Source organism: Streptomyces radicis, assembly GCF_003626575.1.
Lineage (GTDB): Bacteria > Actinomycetota > Actinomycetes > Streptomycetales > Streptomycetaceae > Streptomyces > Streptomyces radicis.
In genome coordinates this window covers 74,599-90,789 of sequence record NZ_RBDY01000020.1, presented here as the reverse complement: position 1 = coordinate 90,789, position 16,191 = coordinate 74,599, and the positions used below count along the sequence as shown (strand labels likewise).

Here is a 16,191-nt window from a genome sequence, read left to right as displayed (position 1 = left end):
TCCTGGCGTAGGGCGGGCCGGCCTGCCCGAGTGGGGGGGAAGGGCAGACCGGCCCGTGGAATGGGGCCGGACCGGAGCGGGGGGGTGGCTCACGGTCCGCCCCGCCAGCCGTCGCCGGGGTGGGAGTGACGACGCTGGCGTAAAAGATGTCAGCGGCTGCCAACATGAGGGGAACGATACCGCACGGTTCTTGGCCGCGTGACCCCCTGGGCGAGGCGACCACTCACCGCTGTCGGGCGCGGACGGTGCGGCGCAGGGACCGCCCGTACCACCGGGCCATCGCGCGTTGCACCACCCCGACGAGGGGCCACGCGGCGCGGGTGTACCACGTGGCGCCCCTGCTGAACGCGGTGACCTTCAGCCACACCGCGCCGTCCTCCGCGCGTTCCACCTCGAACGCCTCCTCGCCGGTGAGCGGATGCCCTGGCAGCGAGCCGTAGGCGAAGCCGACGCGGTCGGGCTCGTCGACCGTCCACACGACGCGGCAGGGCGCGGGGAGGCGCAGCGGACCCGCGCCGAGGGAGGCGTCGACCACGACCCCGGGCCGCGCGCGGGGCTCGTCGGCCGCCACCCTGAACCCGGCGGCGCGGTGCATGCCCCACATGGTGACGATCCGCCCGGCCTCGGCGAGGTCGTCGGGCCCCTCGCCCACGCGGACGCGCGCCCGCAGCAGCCGGTAGCCGGGCGGGGGCAGCGGGTCGGGGCGTTCCCTCGCGGTCGCGCCGACGTGCGGCGCGTAGGTGAGGTCGCCGGGGGTGGCGTTCATCTGAGCCCCTCCTTCTGCCGGTTCGGGTCCGGCGTCCTACGATGCACCTCACGCCGTCCGCGCACCCGGGGGACCACGCATGACGCCGCACCAGACACCTTCGCAGTTCGCTCCGCTCGGTCCCACGGATCCACGCGAGGTGGCCGGATACCGCCTCCAGGCGCGGCTGGGCTCGGGCGGCATGGGCAGCGTGTACCTCTCTTATACGCGCGGCGGGCAGCCGGTGGCGCTCAAGGTGGTGCGCAGCGAGTTCGCGGAGGACCCGGAGTTCCGGCGGAGGTTCGAGCTCGAGGTGCGGGCGGCCCGCCAGGTGCAGGGCGTCTACACCGTGCCGGTGCTCGACAGCAACACCGAGGGCGCGGCGCCCTGGCTCGCCACCGCCTATGTGCCGGGCCTCTCGCTCTCCGACGTGGTGCGCGGCCCCGGCCCGCTGCCGGTCGAGACGGTGCTGCTGCTGGTCGGCGGGGTCGCCGAGGCGCTCCAGTCGATCCACGCGGCGGGCATCATCCACCGCGACCTCAAGCCGGGCAATGTCCTGCTGTCGGCCGAGGGCCCCAAGGTCATCGACTTCGGCATCGCGCGCGCGGCCGATGTCACGGCGCTGACCGGCACGGACGTCCGGGTGGGCACCCCGTCGTACATGGCGCCCGAGCAGATCACGGGCGCGTCGGCCACGCCGGGGACGGACGTGTTCGCGCTCGGCATCGTCACGCACTACGCGGCGACGGGCGGGCATCCGTTCGGCGAGGGCGCGGCGCACGCGGTGATGTACCGGATCGTTCAGGAGGAGCCCGACCTGTCGGCGCTGCCCGAGGCGTTGCGGGGGCTGGTCGCGGCGTGCCTGGCCAAGGACCCGGCGGCGCGGCCGACCCCGGCGCAGGTGATCGACGCGTGCCGCGCGCTGGCGCCGGGGCAGACGTTGCAGCGCCGCGACAGCTGGCTGCCCGCGCCGCTGGCCGCCGAGGTCACCCAGCGCCTCCACGCCCGCCCGCCCGCCCCGGCCACCCCGCCCACGCCCGCCGCCTCGCCCCTGCCACCGCCGCCCGCGACCCCGCCGACGACGGCGCCGCTCACCGCCGGTCCTGGCGGCGCGCCCCGCCGCAGGACGGCGATCCTGGTGGTGGCGACGGCGGTGGTGGCGGCGTTGGTCGGCGGGCTGCTCGCGGTGCAACTCGCGGGCGGCGACGACGAGTCGGGCGGCTCGCAGGGCAGCGGCTCGGACGCCGGAGCCGACACCGCGTCGGGCGGGAACGGGCAGGGGGACGAGGCGGAGGAGACGCCGGCGGACGAGCGGTCCTCCGGTGGCGACGAGGGCGGCCAGGACACCCCTCCCCCTGACACCGACCCGGACGCGCCGTACTACGTGGCCCAGGAGAACGTCCAACTGGACATCCGCGCACCGCTGTTCCACGAGGAGCGCAATGTGAGCGGCGGGCAGTGCCTCGGGGCCAACATGACGCTGATCGACCTGGAGGAGCTGGCGGCCCAGACCGGCGTGCCCAACGGGAGCTTCGACCACCGAGGGGCCGAACCCGACATCGAGTACATGTTCTGCGACGACGACAGCGTGGTCGAGGACGGGATCTCGTTCACCCCCGAGCTCTTCGTGGGGTCCCTCGACAACCCCGAGCCCACCGCCGAGGAGTGCGCCGGCGCCGCGCACGACGCGCCCCTGCCGAACCCCGTCCCGCCCGACGACATCCTGCGGGACGTCACGCTGCGTGAGGACACCGGGATCTGCGTGGAGACCCCGGAGGCGACCGTGGTGCTGCTGTGGATCGACAGGATCGAGGTCAACCCCAACAACCGCGACCTGCGCACCTACATCACCACGGCCACCCAGTGGAAGCCGAACATCTGAGCGCGGTCAGTCCCCGGTGGTGGGCCAGGAGATCTCCACGCGGCGGTTGCCCTCCCTGCCCTCCTCCGTGCTGTTGTCGAAGAGCGGGTAGTCCTCGCTGTAGCCGCGGACGTTGAACTGTATGCCGACCGGGTCCGCGATCAGGTCGAGAAGCACCTGGTGGGTGTTCCTGGCCCGGGCGTCGGACAGGGTCACGCCGCTCTCGTACGAGCCCTGGTCGTCGGTGAACCCGAAGATGTTGACCTGGGTGGGCTGGTACTCGTCGATGGCGGCGGCGACGTCCATGAGCGCCTCGCGCGACTCGTCGGTGATCTCGTCGCTGCCCTCGCCGAAGATGACGTCGGTCTGCAACGTGAACTTGTGCGTGTCGCCGGTCACTTCCTCGCGCTGCTCGCCGCCGCCACCGCCGCCGTTCGGCTCCTGGCCGCCGTCGTCACCCCCGGTGTCGCCCCCGGTGGCACCGCCCGTCTCCGGCTGCTCCGGCTGCTCCGGCGAAGGGCTTCCGCCACCGGTCTCGCCCGTGCCCATGTCCACCCAGACGAAGGAGATCTCGATCACGCGCGGCTCGGCCAGGGTCGCCCCGTCGCCCAGCATCAGGCCCGCGGCCTGGGGGTCGATCTCCGGGGGCGCGGGGGGAACGTACTCGGGCGGCTGCTCGGCGGGCGGGCTCTGCTCGTCCTGGGCGGCGGCGATCGCGGGCGCGCCGAGGACCATGAGGGCGGCCCCCGTCATCACGGCCAACGCCGAACGGCCGGGGTGGTGCGGCACGTACCTCATCGCGGTCCTCTCAGCGGATCTGGATGGTGGCGGGGGGCAGCTGGCCGATGTTGAAGTCGACCTCGGTCGTCTCGGCCTCGGGCTCGGGGAACTGGGCGAACCAGTTCACGGTGTCCCCCGAGTTGATCAGGAGGCCGAAGTTGGTGCACAGGCAACGGCCCTCGGTGTCGCGGAGGATCAGATACCGGCGGCCCTCCTCCTGGGCGACCAGGCTGGCGCCCGCCATGGAGAAGTCGTTCCCGGCGAGCTCGCGCTCGGCGCCCGCCCACGCCCCGTCCCCCCAGGGCTCGCCACCGCCGTTGGTCAGGGTGCCCTCGACGGTCAGGAAGCCGCCCGCCTCGCGGCGGGCGTCGTTGATGGTGAGGGTGATCTCCTGCTCGCCGGTCACCTGGGCCAGCGGCTCGCCCTGGGGCGCCTCGCCCTCGCCGTCGTCGGTGGGCTCGCCCCCGGTGTCCTCGCCGTCGCCGTTCTCCGTGTCCTGGCCCGACTCCTGTCCCGTGGCACCCTCGTCACCGTCGCCGTCGCCCCCTCCGCTGCAACTGGCGACGGCGATCACGAGCGCCGCGCCCAGGGCGGCGACGATCAAGATGAGGCGCGACTTGCTGTCACGGAGGTCCATCGGGCGCCATTCCTTTGTCTTCGATGCGTCGGTGCTGGTCGGTCTTCGGTCGTCGGTCTTCGGTGGTGGTCGGTCTTCGGTGATCAGTCTTCCAAGTGGATCTCGAACAGGTCGCGCGCGTCGGGGCGTTCGTCCTCGTCCGGGTCCTCGTCGCCCGGGTCGAAGATCCAGCCGGGGCCGTCCTCGCACTCGAGCTCCACGCGGTCGTCCTCGTCGCTCCTGAGCTCGCACGCCCCCGCGATGACGGCGGTCGCCTCGGCCCTGGCCGTCTGGCTCTCCGTGCCGGGGATCAGCGACTCGCCGACGGTGTCGCGCGTCTCGACGACAACGGTGAAGCCGATGCCGTCGGCCGCGGGACCGCAGCCGCGGACGTCCGCGTCGTTCCGGTCGGCGAGCCTGGCCGCCGCGTCGCACGCTGAGCCCGTCTCGAAGCCGTCCCCGTCGAGGATGTCGCCGGGGTCGATCTCCCCGTCCTCGCCGATGGCGTCGAAGAACGCGTCGACGAGCTCGTCCCTCGACTCCTGCGCGGCGGCCAACGCCGCCGCGTCCGCCGCGGATTGCCCCGCGCTGCGGGTGACGGCGGCCTGGGCGAAGACGAACAGCGTCAGGGCGACGCCGAGCAGCGCGCTGACCATCCAGATGTAGAGCGGGAAGACCGCCCCACGGTCGGCATACGCTACTCCGCGTTCACGACGCGACCGACGGCGTCCCTGATGGCGTTGGCGATGGTGGTCTCCAACGGGAGGGCCAGCACGGCCACCACCACCGCGGCGATCAGCAGCAGCAGGCCCGCGTATTCCACGAAGCCCGCGCCGCGGTCCGAGTAACGGCCGCTCAGGCGGTCTCTGATCGTCTGTCCCCAGGTCGACAGCAGCCTGCTCATGGCGTCCCTCTCCTGCGGCTGACCCGACGTCAGCCAGCCTCTCCTGGCCACGGTACTGCGGGGCGCGGCGTACGAAGGCGGGGTGCACCATGCCCGATCCCCTCCCAGCGGGCCGACGCGTACAGCTATCGGCACCGACTGTGCCATACCGAGCGCGGCTTGGGCAGAGAGACCTGGCCGTTCCGTTGGCATTGTGTTGCCATCGATAGCTGAGCGCGACCCTCGACTCCGCGCAAGGGGCACCGTGCCCCGTGCGCGGAGTCGCGAAACCCCCCGGCGCGGGCGGGAGTCAGCCGCCGCTCTCGCCGCCCTCGGTGAGGGAGCGGGTCAGCTCGTTCTCGTAGTCGTTCACCGTGGTGACCACCGTGTCGGCCATGTCCGCGAGGCCCGTGAGCTGTTGGGTGATGTCCTCGCGGCCGTCCTCCCAGCCGCTGACGAAGTCGTCGAGCGCGTCCACCACCCTGCTGTCGCCCAGCGCGTCGTCGTACCGGTCGAACGTGTTCCCCGTGCGATTCATGAAGTCCTTGACGCTCCGCAACCGCGGGGCGAATTCGGACAGTTCGCCGAGCGGGATCGCGAGCCGCTCGTCGCTGCCTGGCATCCTGTGCGCCTCCCCTCACTTCACGAGTGACTCTCAGATGAACCGGAACGTCGACGTGATCGCGTCGAAGACGTCGAAGAACGAGTCGGCCAGGTCGAGCACCTGGCTGCTGCCCGCCACGAGCGCCACCGACTGCTCCCCCGGGACGGGGATGTACGTCTGCATCAGCACCGCCCGCACATGGCGCGTGTCGCCCGGCACCGGGATGTCCTCGATGCCGCGCGTGCGGGCCGCGGGGCCCACGTCCCTGATGTCGACCGTCGAGACCTCGCGCCACGGCTCCCCGGGACGCACGCGGGGGCGGCTGCCCAACTGCCCCACGATGGACGCGGGATCGGTCGGCAGGATCTCCCCCGACGACGTGCGCGCGCCGACGATCGAGACCGTGAGCGACGCCGTGATCGGCGGGCTGCCGCCGAAGCTCTGCGCCATGCAGCCGCAGTACACCGCGCCCGAGTCCCACGCCTGGCGGGCCTGGCGGCGCAGGAACGACGCGATGACCTCCCGGTACTCGCCCATCTCCGGCTGGGCGGCGACCCGTTCGTCGATCATGCGGCGGATGCTGCTGTCCCTGGTCTCGGGGCGCAGGTCGAACTCCCACCAGGAGTCCGGCACCGAGATACGGAACTCGCGCCGCTCGACGACGACCGCGTCGACCCACTTGTCGGCCATGACCGTTCCTCCCTCTCCGCGACGCCCTACTCGCGCAGCCCCTGCTCCAGCTCCTGGTCGAGGTTGCTGAACCCGTCGGCGGCGCCCTTCAGGAAGTCCCCGAGCCCCTGGAGCGCCTCGACCGCCTGCGTCCCACCGTCGTGGAACACCTGGTACTGCTGGTCGAACGCCCCCGAGGACGCGGACGTGACATAGCCGTCCCTGACGAGGTCCGAGACATACGCCCGCAGTTGGTTGAGCTTGGTCAGCAACTCGCCCTTGGCTTCGATGAGATCGTCGCCCGCATCGCGCATGTCCTGGTAAGTGACATCGATGTCGCCGTCGCGGCCCATGGGCAGCACCCCCTCACATCCAGCCTAAGGGGGCGCGCCCCGAGGGCGCCCCGACAAGTTCGTCACAGGAAGCCGACAGCGGCGCAACGCCCCCCGCGCGCGCCGCGCGACGCCCGTCGGTCGACGCCCCTCAGTCGCCGCCGAGGATGCCGGAGAAGTCCGTGCCCGAGCCCAGGATCATGCCCGTCACGATGATGATCATGGTGGCGGGGACCATGAAGAACAACGTCGCCATCGTCGCCATCGGGATGGCCCTCGCGGCCCTGCGGCGGGCGTGCTGCGCGTCGGTGCGGCGCATGTCGCGGGCGATCTGGATCAGGGTGTCGGCGATCGGCGCGCCGAGCTCCTCGCCCTGCTGGAGCGCGGTCACGAACTGGTTGACGGGCTCGGAGTCGTTGCGCCTGCGCAGCTCGTCGAACGCCTGGCGGCGCGAGACGCCCATGTCCATCTGGCGCAGCGTGACGCGGATCTCGTCGGCCCAGGGCCCCGCGTAGCGGGCGGAGACGCGGTCGAGTGCCTGGCGGAAGCCGAGCCCGGCGGAGACCACGACGGCCAGCACGTCGAGGAAGTCGGGCAGGGTGCGGTCGATGACGTCGCGGCGCTTCCTGATGCCCTGCCATATGACGGCGTCGGCGGCCAGCGCGCCGAAGGCGATCGAGAACAGCGCGAAGAACGGCCACCCCGCCGTCACGAAGATCAGCGCCGTGACCGCGCCGAAGATGCCGTAGACGGCGCGCCGTGCGGCGTAGCGGTCGAGGGTGAGCCCGTCGGGGTTCCCCGCCTGGTCGATGCGCAGCCGCTTGCGGTCCACCGCCTTGGGGCCCATGAGCCGCAGCACGAGGGGCGCGAACCGCATGCCGAGCCGGTCGACGGCCGAGCCCGTGGCCGTCACGCGCGAGGCGCCGACCTCGAGGGCCAGCGCCAGGTCGGCGGGGAGCGGCGTGCCCGAACGCAGCATGCGCACCGCCGAGATGATGCCGAAGACGGCCACGCCCATGGCGAGCCCGAGAAGCAGTCCCACGACCCAAGCCTCCTACAGCCGCCGTCAGACGTCGATCCGGCCGAACCGCCGGACCACCACGAAGCCGACCACGTACAGGGCGAGCGCCACGACCATGGCGATCTGCCCGCCGGGGCTGCCGGTGACGCGGCCGAGCGCGCCCGGCTGCATGGCGTTGATCATCAGCAGCGCGCCGAGCCCGAGCAGCGGAACGGTGACGGCGGTGGCGTTGATCTCGGCGAGCATCGTGCGCACCTCGCGGCGGGTCTCCTTGCGCTCCTCGAGCGTGGACGTGAGGTTGCGCAGCGACGCGACGATGGTGCCGCCCGCGCGGTTGGCGAGGATGAGGGTGGTGACCAGGACGTTCAGCTCCCGTGACGGCAGGCGCTCGCCCAGCTCGTGCAGGGCCTCCTCCAACGAGCGGCCGACCGCCAGCTGGTCGGCGACGGTGGCCAGCTCGGCGCCCGCCGGGTCCTCCATCTCCTCGGCGGCCATGGACAGCGCGGTGCGCATGGCGAGCCCGGCCGCGGTGCCGTTGGCGATCAGCCGGGCCAGCTCGGGGAGTTGGCCGATGAAACGCTCGGTGCGGCGGGCCCGCTGCCAGCCGAGGAAGAGGTTCCCGCCCCACAGGGCCACGGCCGCGAACACGGGCCCGAAGAACGGCGCGAGCACCGTCGAGGCGATCAGCCACAGCGCGGCGACGGCGATCACGACATAGGCGGCGTACTCGCCGACGCTCAGGTCGAGGCCCGTGGCCTGGAGCTTGAGCCGCAGCCGCCGCCCGGCCTTGGTGGCGCGCAGCCGCCGGTCGAGCGCGTCGAAGCGGCGGCGGCGCCCCGGCTGCCCCGCCTGCCCCGCCTGCCCCAGCTGCCCCGGCGCGCCCTCGGCGGCGGGCACCGGGGCGGCGAGGCGCTCGATGAGGGCCCGGCGCTGGGCGCGCCCGGTGGCCCACAGCCGCAGGCCCGCGACCGCGCACACGAGCGCGAGCAGGGTGAGGCCGATGACGAGGAGCGAGAGGGATTCCATGGTCAGCTCGCCTCCCTGGTGGCGAGATGGCTGTCGTCGAGGTGGACGCCGAACGCGTGCGGCACCTGCTCGCCCGCCAGATACAGGCGGTCGGCGACGGCGCGCGGCACGGGGTGGTGCCGGAACCTGCCGCGCACGCGCCCGTCGTGGCCCATGGGCTCGGCGCGGAACTCGGCGACGGTGGCGATGCGGAACGGCTCGCGGCCGTGCGAGGCGAGAAAGGCGATCTCGGCCATGCGGCGCGAGCCGTCGGGGTGTCTGACGAGCTGGACGAGGACGTCGACGGCGCTGTTGATCTGGTCGCGCAGGGCCTCGAACGGCACCTGGAGCTCGGACATCGAGGCCAGGGTCTGGAGGCGCAGCAGCGCGTCCTCGGCGCTGTTGGCGTGCACGGTGGCCAGGGAGCCGTCGTGGCCCGTGGACATGGCCTGGAGCATGTCCAGGGTCTCGCCGCCGCGGACCTCGCCGACGATGACGCGGTCGGGGCGCATGCGCAGGGAGTTGCGGACCAGGTCGCGGATGGTGACCTCGCCCTTGCCCTCGATGTTGGGCGGGCGGGACTCCAGGCGGATGACATGGCTCTGCTGGAGCTGGAGCTCGGCCGCGTCCTCGACCGTGACGATGCGCTCGCCCTCGGGGATCAGGCCGCTGAGGGCGTTGAGCAGCGTGGTCTTCCCCGAGCCCGTGCCGCCCGAGACGATGACGTTGAACTTGGCGCGCACCAGGCCGGAGAGCAGCATCACCAGGTGCTCGTCGACCGTGCCGAACCCGATGAGCTCGGGGAGGGTGTAGGCGCGGGGGAAGCGGCGGATGGTGAGGGTGGCGCCGCTGAGGGAGAGCGGCGGGATGATGACGTTGACGCGCTCGCCGGTGGGGAGGCGCGCGTCGACCATCGGATTCGACTCGTCCACACGGCGGTTGACGGTGGAGACGATGCGCTCGATCGTCTGCATCAGCTGATCGTCGGAGGCGAAGCGGAGCGGCAGGCGCTCGACGCGGCCCGAGCGTTCGACATAGATCTGGTCGGGGCCGTTGACCATGATCTCGGTGATCGAGGCGTCCTCGAGGAGTGGCTCGAGGATGCCGAGGCCCAGCGCCTCGTCCACGACGCGGCGGATCAGCAGGGCGCGCTGCTGGGTGGAGAGGACGGGGCCCTCGCGGCTGAGGATGTGGCCGAGGACGCGTTCGAGGCGGTCGCGGCGCTCGCTCAGGTCGAGGGACGACATCTCGGCGAGGTCGATCTCCTCGAGCAGCTTGGCGCGGTATGTCGCGACGAGCCGCCCGTCGCCGGGATCCGCGGCTACGGGCTCGTCGGGCGCGGTGACGCGGGAACGCAGGCCCATCGCTCGCTCCTTCCCCTCGGTGGTGCCTCGGTGGTGCCTCGGTGTGTACATGGCTGAACGGTCGGTGGCTCAACGGTCAGTCGCAGGGCATCGTGACGGTCCTCGACGCGCTGCCGAAGGCGTCCATGAACGGCAGGACGGACGGGATCGAGACGCGGGCGGTCACGGTGGCCTCGTCCCCGCACAGCGCCACGGGATCGATGCTGACGGTCAGCCACTCGCTCACGGCCGCGTGGCCCGCGCTCTCGTACTCGTCCTCGATGTCCTCCTGGGCGGCGGTGCGGGCCGCGGCGCGGGCGGCGGAGCCCGCCTGCTGGGCGGCATACCCGACGACCCCCAGCTGAATCGCGGCCAGCGCCACCAGGATGAGCAGCGGCACCCAGCCGATGAACTCCACGGCGGTGACGCCGTCGTCGCGCCTCCGCCGCCCCCGTCCCCGCCCCCTGCGTCCGGCCATGGCTCAGCCCTCCTCGGCGGCGCCCGCGGTGCCGGTGATCGTGATCGGGAGGTTGATCGCGCCGGGGAACAGCACCGGGACGCGCAGCGCGACGCGGGCCTGGCGGACGTTCCCCGACAGCGGGCAGGAGATGTCGGCCGACCACGCGCTCGGCAGGTGCTCGCGCGCCGCGCTGGCGCAGGCCGCGCCGGGGTCGCCGTCGGCAGCGGCGGCGGCGCGGGCGGCCTCGTCGGCGGCGTTGCCCGCGAGGGAGAACGTGTAACCGATCACGATGCACTGCCAGATGACGCCCACCATCACCAGGATCAGCGGGAAGAGCCCCGCGAACTCGACCAGCACCGCCCCGCGGTCCCGCTCCCTCGCCGCCACGCGGATCATGACCGTCTGCCCCGCCGTCTGCCCCCCGCGGGGGCCTGCTCGGGGGCGGTCAGGCCGAGCTCGGCGGCCAGCGCCCACATCGCGCGGCGCACCTGGCCCCTGGCGTCGAGGTCCTGGATGCGGCCCGCGTCCTGGGCCTCCTGGAGCTCCTTGAACCCGGCGGGGACGACGTTGCGCGCCACCTGCGTACCGGTGATGCGGGAGATCAGCTGGGGCTGGATGGCGCTGTTGCGGGCGAGGCGGTTGACGACGGTCAGGGTGTCGGCGGCCTTGCGGATGCGCAGCCGGTCCCACATGCGGACCATGCGGTTGACGGCGCGCACGGCGATGACGTCGGGCGTGGTGACGAGCAGGGCGACGTCCGCGGTCTCGACGGCGGCGGCGTTGGCGCTGTTCATGTGGGAGCCGCAGTCCACCACGACGATGTCGTAACGGGCCCTGACCGCGCCGAGCAGCTGGCGCGCGGTGGCCTCGCTGACGTCCTCGCCGCGCTCGCCCTCGGCGGGCGCGATCAGCATGGAAAGCCCTGTCTCATGGGAGAAGACCGCCTCGGCGAGCACCTGGGGCGCGATGTCGGCGATCCCGGCGAGGTCGGCGACCGAGCGCCTGAACTGCACGTCGAAGTACGAGCCGACGTCGCCGCACAGCAGGTCGAGGTCGACGAGGATGGCGCCGCGCTCGAACGCCCCGGACGTCTGGGCGGCCAGGGCGAGCTGGGTGGCGATCAACGTCGCGCCCACGCCGCCCTTGGCGCCCGAGACGGTGATCACGCGGCCGCCAGGACCCGCGGGGGCCTGCTCGCCCGCGCCGAGGTGGCGGCGCATCCCCGCGGCCCACTGGGCGGCGGCGGCCAGGCGCGCGCCCAACTCGTCGTAGGAGAGCGGGATCCCGGCCAGGCCGCGGGCTCCGGCGTCCATGGCCGCGGAGTACAGCTCGGGGGTGGGCGCGGCGGAGACCAGGACGACGCCCACCGCGGGGAAGCGCAGGGCGATCTCGCGGATCAGCTCGAGCGCGGGCAGCGGGCCCATGCGCTCGTGGACGACCACGACGTCCGGCAGCTCGGCGACGGACTCGTGGGTGAGGGAGGCCAACGTGTCGAGGAGGGTGGTGGAGTCGGGCACGGGGCGCATCGGCTCGCTGTCGGGGAGCTGGCTCAGCAGCGTGATCAGCGAGCGGGCGGTGTCGGGGTCGCCCACCGCGGGAAGAATGCGCGTCGTCATCGGGTCACCTGGTTCTACGGGAAGAGCTCGTCGAGCCCGGCGTTGGGAGTGCCGCCGATGTCACCAATGATGGTGTACGTACGCTCCTCCTCCGGAATCTCCTCCTCGTCGCCAGGGGCGACCAGGGCGAGCCTGACCTGTTCGGCGAACGCCTCGGCGTAGGTGACGCGTTGGGCGTCGGTGTTGTCGAGGGCGAACGTGATCGGCACGGCCTCGCGCCTCTCGTCGTCGTCCTCCACCTCCGTCAGGTCGCCGACCTCGATGACCTCGGCGTTGTTCACCATCAGCCGGACGACCTCGTACTCGGACTCCTGGTCGCCCTGCCCCTCGCGAACGCTGAACGCCGCGTACATGTTGATCGAGGCGCCGGGATAGATCTTGCCCGCGACGCCCGTGGAGGCGTCGATCATGACGGCGATCTCCTGCTGGCCCGGGTCGAGTTCGGGCCGGTCGGCGAGCATGTCGCGTTGCAGCAGGGATCCCTCGGCGAGGGGGCCGACGGCGACCTGGTCGTCGAGCTGGCCCAGGTCGGTGACGGCGGAGGGCGGTATGTAGCGCTCGGGGATGCGCACTTCGCGCACCTGGTCGGCCGTCACCTCCTGGTAGGGCTCGACGTCGGTGGTCAGCTCGAAGGCGGTCGTCTCGGGACCGACCTTGGACTCCACGTCGTTGATCACCGCGAGCACGCCGGCGAAGGCGCCGACGGCGAGCAGGACCGATGCGAGCAGCAGGAGCATGCCGCGTCGCTGGCGAGCGTTCATGAGGCGTCTTCTACCCTCTCCGTCGTGATTCCCGTCATCCGCCGCCGGGGGCGAGTGCCCGGCGGCGCGCGGGCGCTATGGCGCGCGGGGGGCGGTCCTGCCGCACGGGGGCCGAGCAGAACGCGCAGCGGTCGCCGATGAGCGTGAGTCCGCACCAGTGACAGGCTTCCTGCCGCATCTGGCTCACCATCTGGTAGAGCAGGGACACATCGGGGATGGCGGCGGCGAACTCGACCAGCTTGGCGGTGGCCCACCACGCGCTGGACTCGGCGGGCATGGGCACGGGGTGGAGGGCCTGCACCTGCCACTGCCTGGCGAGGCGGCTGGTGACCCACTCGCTGCCCAGGGTGCCGGGCGCGTAGGTGAGGGTGGTCGAGAACTGCGGCCCGGCGAGCGTGACCTCGCCGTCGGCGCGGACCAGTTGGGGAGTGGGCCCGGCGAGCACGGCGCACTGGCCGCCGGACGGGCGGGCGCCGCCCCGGGCGGGGAGGGTGACGGGCACCCGGTCGAGGCGGCTGCCTGAGGCGAGCAGCGCACCCGCGTAGATGTAGTGCGCGAGCAGCCGGGCCGAGGCGCCGAGAACGCCGGGGCTGAAGTCGCACGCGGACAGCTGGCGCAGCTGACGGACCAGCACGGCGGTGCCGAGCGGCGGGAGCGCGCTGGGCAGCAGGGCTATGCGGTCGGACTCCAGCATGGCGCGCACCGCGTGCAGCCGCTGGACGTAGGGCAGCGGCGTGGTGGTGGGGTGGACGGCGATGACATGGCCGTGGCGGCCGACGAGATCGCTCATCTCGGCGAGCGCGGTGGGGAAGTCCTGGTCGCGGGGCGCGGTGAGGACATGGGCGCCGGGGGTGTGCTGGTCGGTGGCGGGCAGCACGAGGTCGGCGCTGGTGACCGCGATGGCAATCGGCATGCCGCTCCCCCCGAGGCTGAACACCCGTCGTGTCCGCTTCCTCATCCGCCAGTTGGGCAGCTTATCGACTCCGCCAGGGAGGGGAACAGCGCGGAGGGTCACGGTCCGCCCTCGTCCGCCCCATTGACAGCGCCGCTGGTCTGGACCAATCTGTCTGCCCAACGGTGGCCACCGTTTCCTCCAGCAGCACCCCACCATCTGACGCTACGGAGGCGAGTGTGGAGAGCACCAACAGCCCCAACGGCACCGACAGCACCGAAGGCACCCCCCTGCGCCGGTACCGGCTGCTCGGGGTCGCGGCCCTGGCCGGGGCCCTGGCCCTGACCGGCCCGGCCCTGACCGCGGGCGCGAACGAGACCGGCGGGTCCGCGTCGTCCGACGTCGGGACGTCCGCCGTCCCCGACCACGCCCTGACCGGCTACTGGCACAACTTCGACAACGGGTCCGTCGTGCAGAAGCTGCGCGACGTGTCCGACCAGTACGACATCATCGCCGTGTCGTTCGCCGAGTCCACGGCGACGGCGGGCCAGATCGACTTCACCCTCGACCCGGTGCTCGGCTACGCGTCCGAGCAGGAGTTCAAGGATGACATCGCCGCCAAGCAGGCCGAGGGCGTCTCGGTCATCATCTCGGTCGGCGGCCAGAACGGCACCGTCACGGTGAACGACGACGCCTCGGCCCAGGCGTTCGCCGACAGCACCCTGGGGCTGATGGACGAGTACGGCTTCGACGGCGTGGACATCGACCTCGAACACGGCATCAACGCCGAGTACATGACCCAGGCGATGCGGGCGATCCACGCGGGCGCGGGCGACGGGCTCGTCTACACGATGGCGCCGCAGACGATCGACATGCAGAACACCGGCACGCCCTACTTCCAGCTGGCGCTCGACACCAGCGACTTCCTGACCGTCGTCAACATGCAGTACTACAACAGTGGTTCGATGCTGGGCTGCGACGGCCAGGTGTACTCGTCGGGCAGCGTGGACTTCCTCACCGCGCTCGCCTGCATCCAGCTGGAGAACGGCCTGGCCCCGTCCCAGGTCGGGCTCGGCGTCCCCGCCACGCCCAACGCCGCGGGCTCGGGCTATGTCGACCCCGGCGTGGTGAACGACGCGCTCGACTGCCTCACCCGCGGCACGGGCTGCGGCAGCTTCGTGCCCGACCGGACCTACCCGGACCTGCGCGGCGCGATGACCTGGTCCGTCAACTGGGACGCGCACGCGGGCAACGCCTGGTCCGAGGCGGTCGGCCCGCACGTGCACGGCCTGCCGTGACGCGAGGCCCGCGCCGCGGCCTCACAAGGCCGCGACCTCAGAAGAACGTGCGGATGTAGTCGGTGACGGTGCCGTCGCCGGCGACGAGCGGGATCAGCGGCCATTTGTCGAAAATGGTGCACGGGTGCGACATGCCCAGCCCGACCCAGTCGCCGACGCGCGGCACCTCACCGGTCCCCACGACGAACGCGTGCTGGTCCGCCACCTTGGCGACGGTCAGCCCATGCCCGCCGCGCACCACGCCCTCGGGGGTGCGCACGGCCTGCACCTCGGGCAGGTCCAGGTCGTAGGCGATGTCCCGCTTACCCGCGTTGACCAGGGCGAGCGAGGGCTCGGGCCGGGACACCACCTGGGCCCACAGCCGGAACGCCGGGAGCAGCGAACCCTCGTGCGGAACTCGGTTGAACGGCGTGATGTCCCGATATCTGCCGTCGTCGTGGCTGATGTAGGCGCCGGAGCGGAGCATCGCGCAGACCGGGCGCGACAGCTCGGGCAGCTCGGTGAACGCGGCGGCCACCTCGTCGAACCACGCGCTGCCGCCCGCGCTGACGATGATCTCGTCCGCCGCCGAGAACCGGCCCGCCTTGTCGAGCTCGACGGCGAGCTCGCACAGGCCGTCGAGCCAGGCGCGCACCGACTCGGCGTCGCCGCCGGGGACTTCGCCCTCGTACCCGGCGACCCCGACGAGCCGCAGCGTGGCCGTCCTGGCGGCCACGGCGGCCACGTCCGCCGCCGCGCGGGCGTCGCGGACGCCGCTGCGCCCGCCGGGCACGCCGAGCTCCACGACGACATCGAGCGGGCGCCGCGCCCCCGCGTCGCGCAGGGCCGCGTCCATCAGCTCCACGCCGCGCTCGGAGTCGACGTAGACCACGCAGCGGAACCCCGGGTCGGCGTCCTGCTCCCCCGCGAGCCAGGCCAGGGCGGCCGGGTCGACCAGCTCGTTGGCGAGGAAGATCCGCGGGACCCCGAACGCCCTGGCCACACGCGCCTGATGGGGCACGGCCACGGTGATGCCCCACGCGCCGTGGTCGAGCTGGCGCCTGAACAGCTGGGGCGCCATCGACGTCTTGCCGTGCGGCGCGAGGACCAGGCCGTGCCGGGCCGCGAACCGCTCCATCGAGCTGAGGTTGTGCGCGACCGCCTCGGCCGAGAGCGTCAGCACCGGCGTGGTGAACCCGCCGGTGTACAGGCACCGGCGCTCGGCGGCCAGGGCGCCCACGGTCCGCCCCTCGGCGTCCGGTGGCAGCCCCTTGAACCGGTGATCGACGATCTCGTTCTCGAGCCTGGCGAACGGCGTGCTCATGG

At 72.6% G+C, this 16,191-nt stretch carries 19 protein-coding genes; 2 read left to right on the top strand and 17 right to left on the bottom strand.

The window, feature by feature from the left end; genetic code table 11:
- Positions 1-223: 223 nt before the first annotated feature.
- A complete protein-coding gene (locus D7318_RS22685) occupies positions 224-766 on the bottom strand; it encodes a DUF1990 family protein (RefSeq protein WP_120699022.1) in 543 nt (180 codons plus the stop codon).
- 79 nt (positions 767-845) lie between these two features.
- Between D7318_RS22685 and D7318_RS33480 the strand changes: the two genes are divergently transcribed.
- Positions 846-2,627 (top strand): serine/threonine-protein kinase, encoded by a 1,782-nt coding sequence (locus tag D7318_RS33480; protein ID WP_220729755.1) that lies wholly within the window; start codon positions 846-848, stop codon positions 2,625-2,627.
- 6 nt (positions 2,628-2,633) lie between these two features.
- Here the strand turns inward: D7318_RS33480 and D7318_RS22675 are convergent, their stop codons facing one another.
- From D7318_RS22675 to D7318_RS22605, 15 genes are all read right to left on the bottom strand, one after another.
- A complete protein-coding gene (locus D7318_RS22675) occupies positions 2,634-3,404 on the bottom strand; it encodes an OmpA family protein (RefSeq protein ID WP_120699021.1) in 771 nt (256 codons plus the stop codon).
- A 10-nt stretch (positions 3,405-3,414) separates the two neighbouring features.
- The gene (locus D7318_RS22670) at positions 3,415-4,023 is read right to left on the bottom strand and encodes a hypothetical protein (protein ID WP_120699020.1); all 609 of its coding nucleotides are present in this window, start codon (positions 4,021-4,023) and stop codon (positions 3,415-3,417) included.
- A gap of 83 nt (positions 4,024-4,106) precedes the next feature.
- Positions 4,107-4,658 carry a hypothetical protein gene (locus D7318_RS32960; protein ID WP_183091482.1) on the bottom strand — a complete coding sequence of 184 codons (552 nt, stop codon included), beginning with the start codon at positions 4,656-4,658 and terminating at the stop codon, positions 4,107-4,109.
- Between the two features lie 41 nt (positions 4,659-4,699).
- Positions 4,700-4,906 carry a hypothetical protein gene (locus tag D7318_RS22660; protein ID WP_120699019.1) on the bottom strand — a complete coding sequence of 69 codons (207 nt, stop codon included), beginning with the start codon at positions 4,904-4,906 and terminating at the stop codon, positions 4,700-4,702.
- Positions 4,907-5,195: 289 nt separating this feature from the next.
- On the bottom strand, positions 5,196-5,507 hold the full coding sequence (locus tag D7318_RS22655; protein ID WP_120699018.1) for a hypothetical protein: 312 nt from the start codon (positions 5,505-5,507) through the stop codon (positions 5,196-5,198).
- 33 nt (positions 5,508-5,540) lie between these two features.
- Entirely contained in the window at positions 5,541-6,179 is a 639-nt protein-coding gene (locus tag D7318_RS22650) for a hypothetical protein (protein WP_120699017.1), read from the bottom strand.
- A gap of 26 nt (positions 6,180-6,205) precedes the next feature.
- The gene (locus D7318_RS22645) at positions 6,206-6,511 is read right to left on the bottom strand and encodes a WXG100 family type VII secretion target (protein ID WP_147437779.1); all 306 of its coding nucleotides are present in this window, start codon (positions 6,509-6,511) and stop codon (positions 6,206-6,208) included.
- Positions 6,512-6,641: 130 nt separating this feature from the next.
- Positions 6,642-7,532 carry a DUF5936 domain-containing protein gene (locus D7318_RS22640; RefSeq protein WP_268987358.1) on the bottom strand — a complete coding sequence of 297 codons (891 nt, stop codon included), beginning with the start codon at positions 7,530-7,532 and terminating at the stop codon, positions 6,642-6,644.
- Between the two features lie 24 nt (positions 7,533-7,556).
- A complete protein-coding gene (locus D7318_RS22635; RefSeq protein ID WP_120699015.1) occupies positions 7,557-8,537 on the bottom strand; it encodes a type II secretion system F family protein in 981 nt (326 codons plus the stop codon).
- 2 nt (positions 8,538-8,539) lie between these two features.
- The gene (locus tag D7318_RS22630) at positions 8,540-9,880 is read right to left on the bottom strand and encodes a CpaF family protein (protein ID WP_120699014.1); all 1,341 of its coding nucleotides are present in this window, start codon (positions 9,878-9,880) and stop codon (positions 8,540-8,542) included.
- A 76-nt stretch (positions 9,881-9,956) separates the two neighbouring features.
- Positions 9,957-10,337 (bottom strand): TadE/TadG family type IV pilus assembly protein, encoded by a 381-nt coding sequence (locus tag D7318_RS22625; RefSeq protein ID WP_120699013.1) that lies wholly within the window; start codon positions 10,335-10,337, stop codon positions 9,957-9,959.
- Positions 10,338-10,340: 3 nt separating this feature from the next.
- Positions 10,341-10,715 (bottom strand): TadE/TadG family type IV pilus assembly protein, encoded by a 375-nt coding sequence (locus tag D7318_RS22620; protein WP_120699012.1) that lies wholly within the window; start codon positions 10,713-10,715, stop codon positions 10,341-10,343.
- Positions 10,712-11,935: an AAA family ATPase gene (locus tag D7318_RS22615; RefSeq protein WP_120699011.1), complete on the bottom strand. Its 1,224-nt coding sequence runs from the start codon at positions 11,933-11,935 to the stop codon at positions 10,712-10,714. Before D7318_RS22615 ends, D7318_RS22620 begins: the two co-directional genes overlap by 4 nt.
- A gap of 14 nt (positions 11,936-11,949) precedes the next feature.
- A complete protein-coding gene (cpaB, locus tag D7318_RS22610) occupies positions 11,950-12,696 on the bottom strand; it encodes a Flp pilus assembly protein CpaB (RefSeq protein ID WP_120699010.1) in 747 nt (248 codons plus the stop codon).
- A gap of 34 nt (positions 12,697-12,730) precedes the next feature.
- Complete coding sequence (locus D7318_RS22605; protein ID WP_230423972.1) at positions 12,731-13,609, bottom strand: hypothetical protein; 879 nt, start codon at positions 13,607-13,609, stop codon at positions 12,731-12,733.
- A gap of 218 nt (positions 13,610-13,827) precedes the next feature.
- Here D7318_RS22605 and D7318_RS22600 point away from each other — a divergent pair, with 218 nt between their 5' ends.
- Positions 13,828-14,886, top strand: coding sequence for a chitinase (locus tag D7318_RS22600; protein WP_408055525.1), 1,059 nt, complete (start codon positions 13,828-13,830; stop codon positions 14,884-14,886).
- A gap of 37 nt (positions 14,887-14,923) precedes the next feature.
- Here D7318_RS22600 and D7318_RS22595 read toward each other — a convergent pair whose 3' ends face one another.
- Positions 14,924-16,189, bottom strand: a complete 1,266-nt coding sequence (locus D7318_RS22595) for an alanine racemase (RefSeq protein ID WP_120699008.1) — start codon at positions 16,187-16,189, stop codon at positions 14,924-14,926.
- Positions 16,190-16,191 lie beyond the last annotated feature (2 nt).

Bases quoted from the DNA above. Each gene is read 5' to 3' on its own strand.
- D7318_RS22670 (WP_120699020.1), bottom strand. From the start codon at position 4,023: ATGGACCTCCGTGACAGCAAGTCGCGCCTCATCTTGATCGTCGCCGCC.
- D7318_RS22655 (WP_120699018.1), bottom strand. From the start codon at position 5,507: ATGCCAGGCAGCGACGAGCGGCTCGCGATCCCGCTCGGCGAACTGTCC.
- D7318_RS22650 (WP_120699017.1), bottom strand. From the start codon at position 6,179: ATGGCCGACAAGTGGGTCGACGCGGTCGTCGTCGAGCGGCGCGAGTTC.
- D7318_RS22645 (WP_147437779.1), bottom strand. From the start codon at position 6,511: ATGGGCCGCGACGGCGACATCGATGTCACTTACCAGGACATGCGCGAT.
- cpaB (WP_120699010.1), bottom strand. From the start codon at position 12,696: ATGAACGCTCGCCAGCGACGCGGCATGCTCCTGCTGCTCGCATCGGTC.
- D7318_RS22675 (WP_120699021.1), bottom strand. From the start codon at position 3,404: ATGAGGTACGTGCCGCACCACCCCGGCCGTTCGGCGTTGGCCGTGATG.
- D7318_RS22685 (WP_120699022.1), bottom strand. From the start codon at position 766: ATGAACGCCACCCCCGGCGACCTCACCTACGCGCCGCACGTCGGCGCG.
- D7318_RS22660 (WP_120699019.1), bottom strand. From the start codon at position 4,906: ATGAGCAGGCTGCTGTCGACCTGGGGACAGACGATCAGAGACCGCCTG.
- D7318_RS22615 (WP_120699011.1), bottom strand. From the start codon at position 11,935: ATGACGACGCGCATTCTTCCCGCGGTGGGCGACCCCGACACCGCCCGC.
- D7318_RS22635 (WP_120699015.1), bottom strand. From the start codon at position 8,537: ATGGAATCCCTCTCGCTCCTCGTCATCGGCCTCACCCTGCTCGCGCTC.
- D7318_RS22630 (WP_120699014.1), bottom strand. From the start codon at position 9,880: ATGGGCCTGCGTTCCCGCGTCACCGCGCCCGACGAGCCCGTAGCCGCG.
- D7318_RS22620 (WP_120699012.1), bottom strand. From the start codon at position 10,715: ATGATCCGCGTGGCGGCGAGGGAGCGGGACCGCGGGGCGGTGCTGGTC.
- D7318_RS22595 (WP_120699008.1), bottom strand. From the start codon at position 16,189: ATGAGCACGCCGTTCGCCAGGCTCGAGAACGAGATCGTCGATCACCGG.
- D7318_RS32960 (WP_183091482.1), bottom strand. From the start codon at position 4,658: ATGGTCAGCGCGCTGCTCGGCGTCGCCCTGACGCTGTTCGTCTTCGCC.
- D7318_RS22605 (WP_230423972.1), bottom strand. From the start codon at position 13,609: ATGCCGATTGCCATCGCGGTCACCAGCGCCGACCTCGTGCTGCCCGCC.
- D7318_RS22625 (WP_120699013.1), bottom strand. From the start codon at position 10,337: ATGGCCGGACGCAGGGGGCGGGGACGGGGGCGGCGGAGGCGCGACGAC.
- D7318_RS33480 (WP_220729755.1), top strand. From the start codon at position 846: ATGACGCCGCACCAGACACCTTCGCAGTTCGCTCCGCTCGGTCCCACG.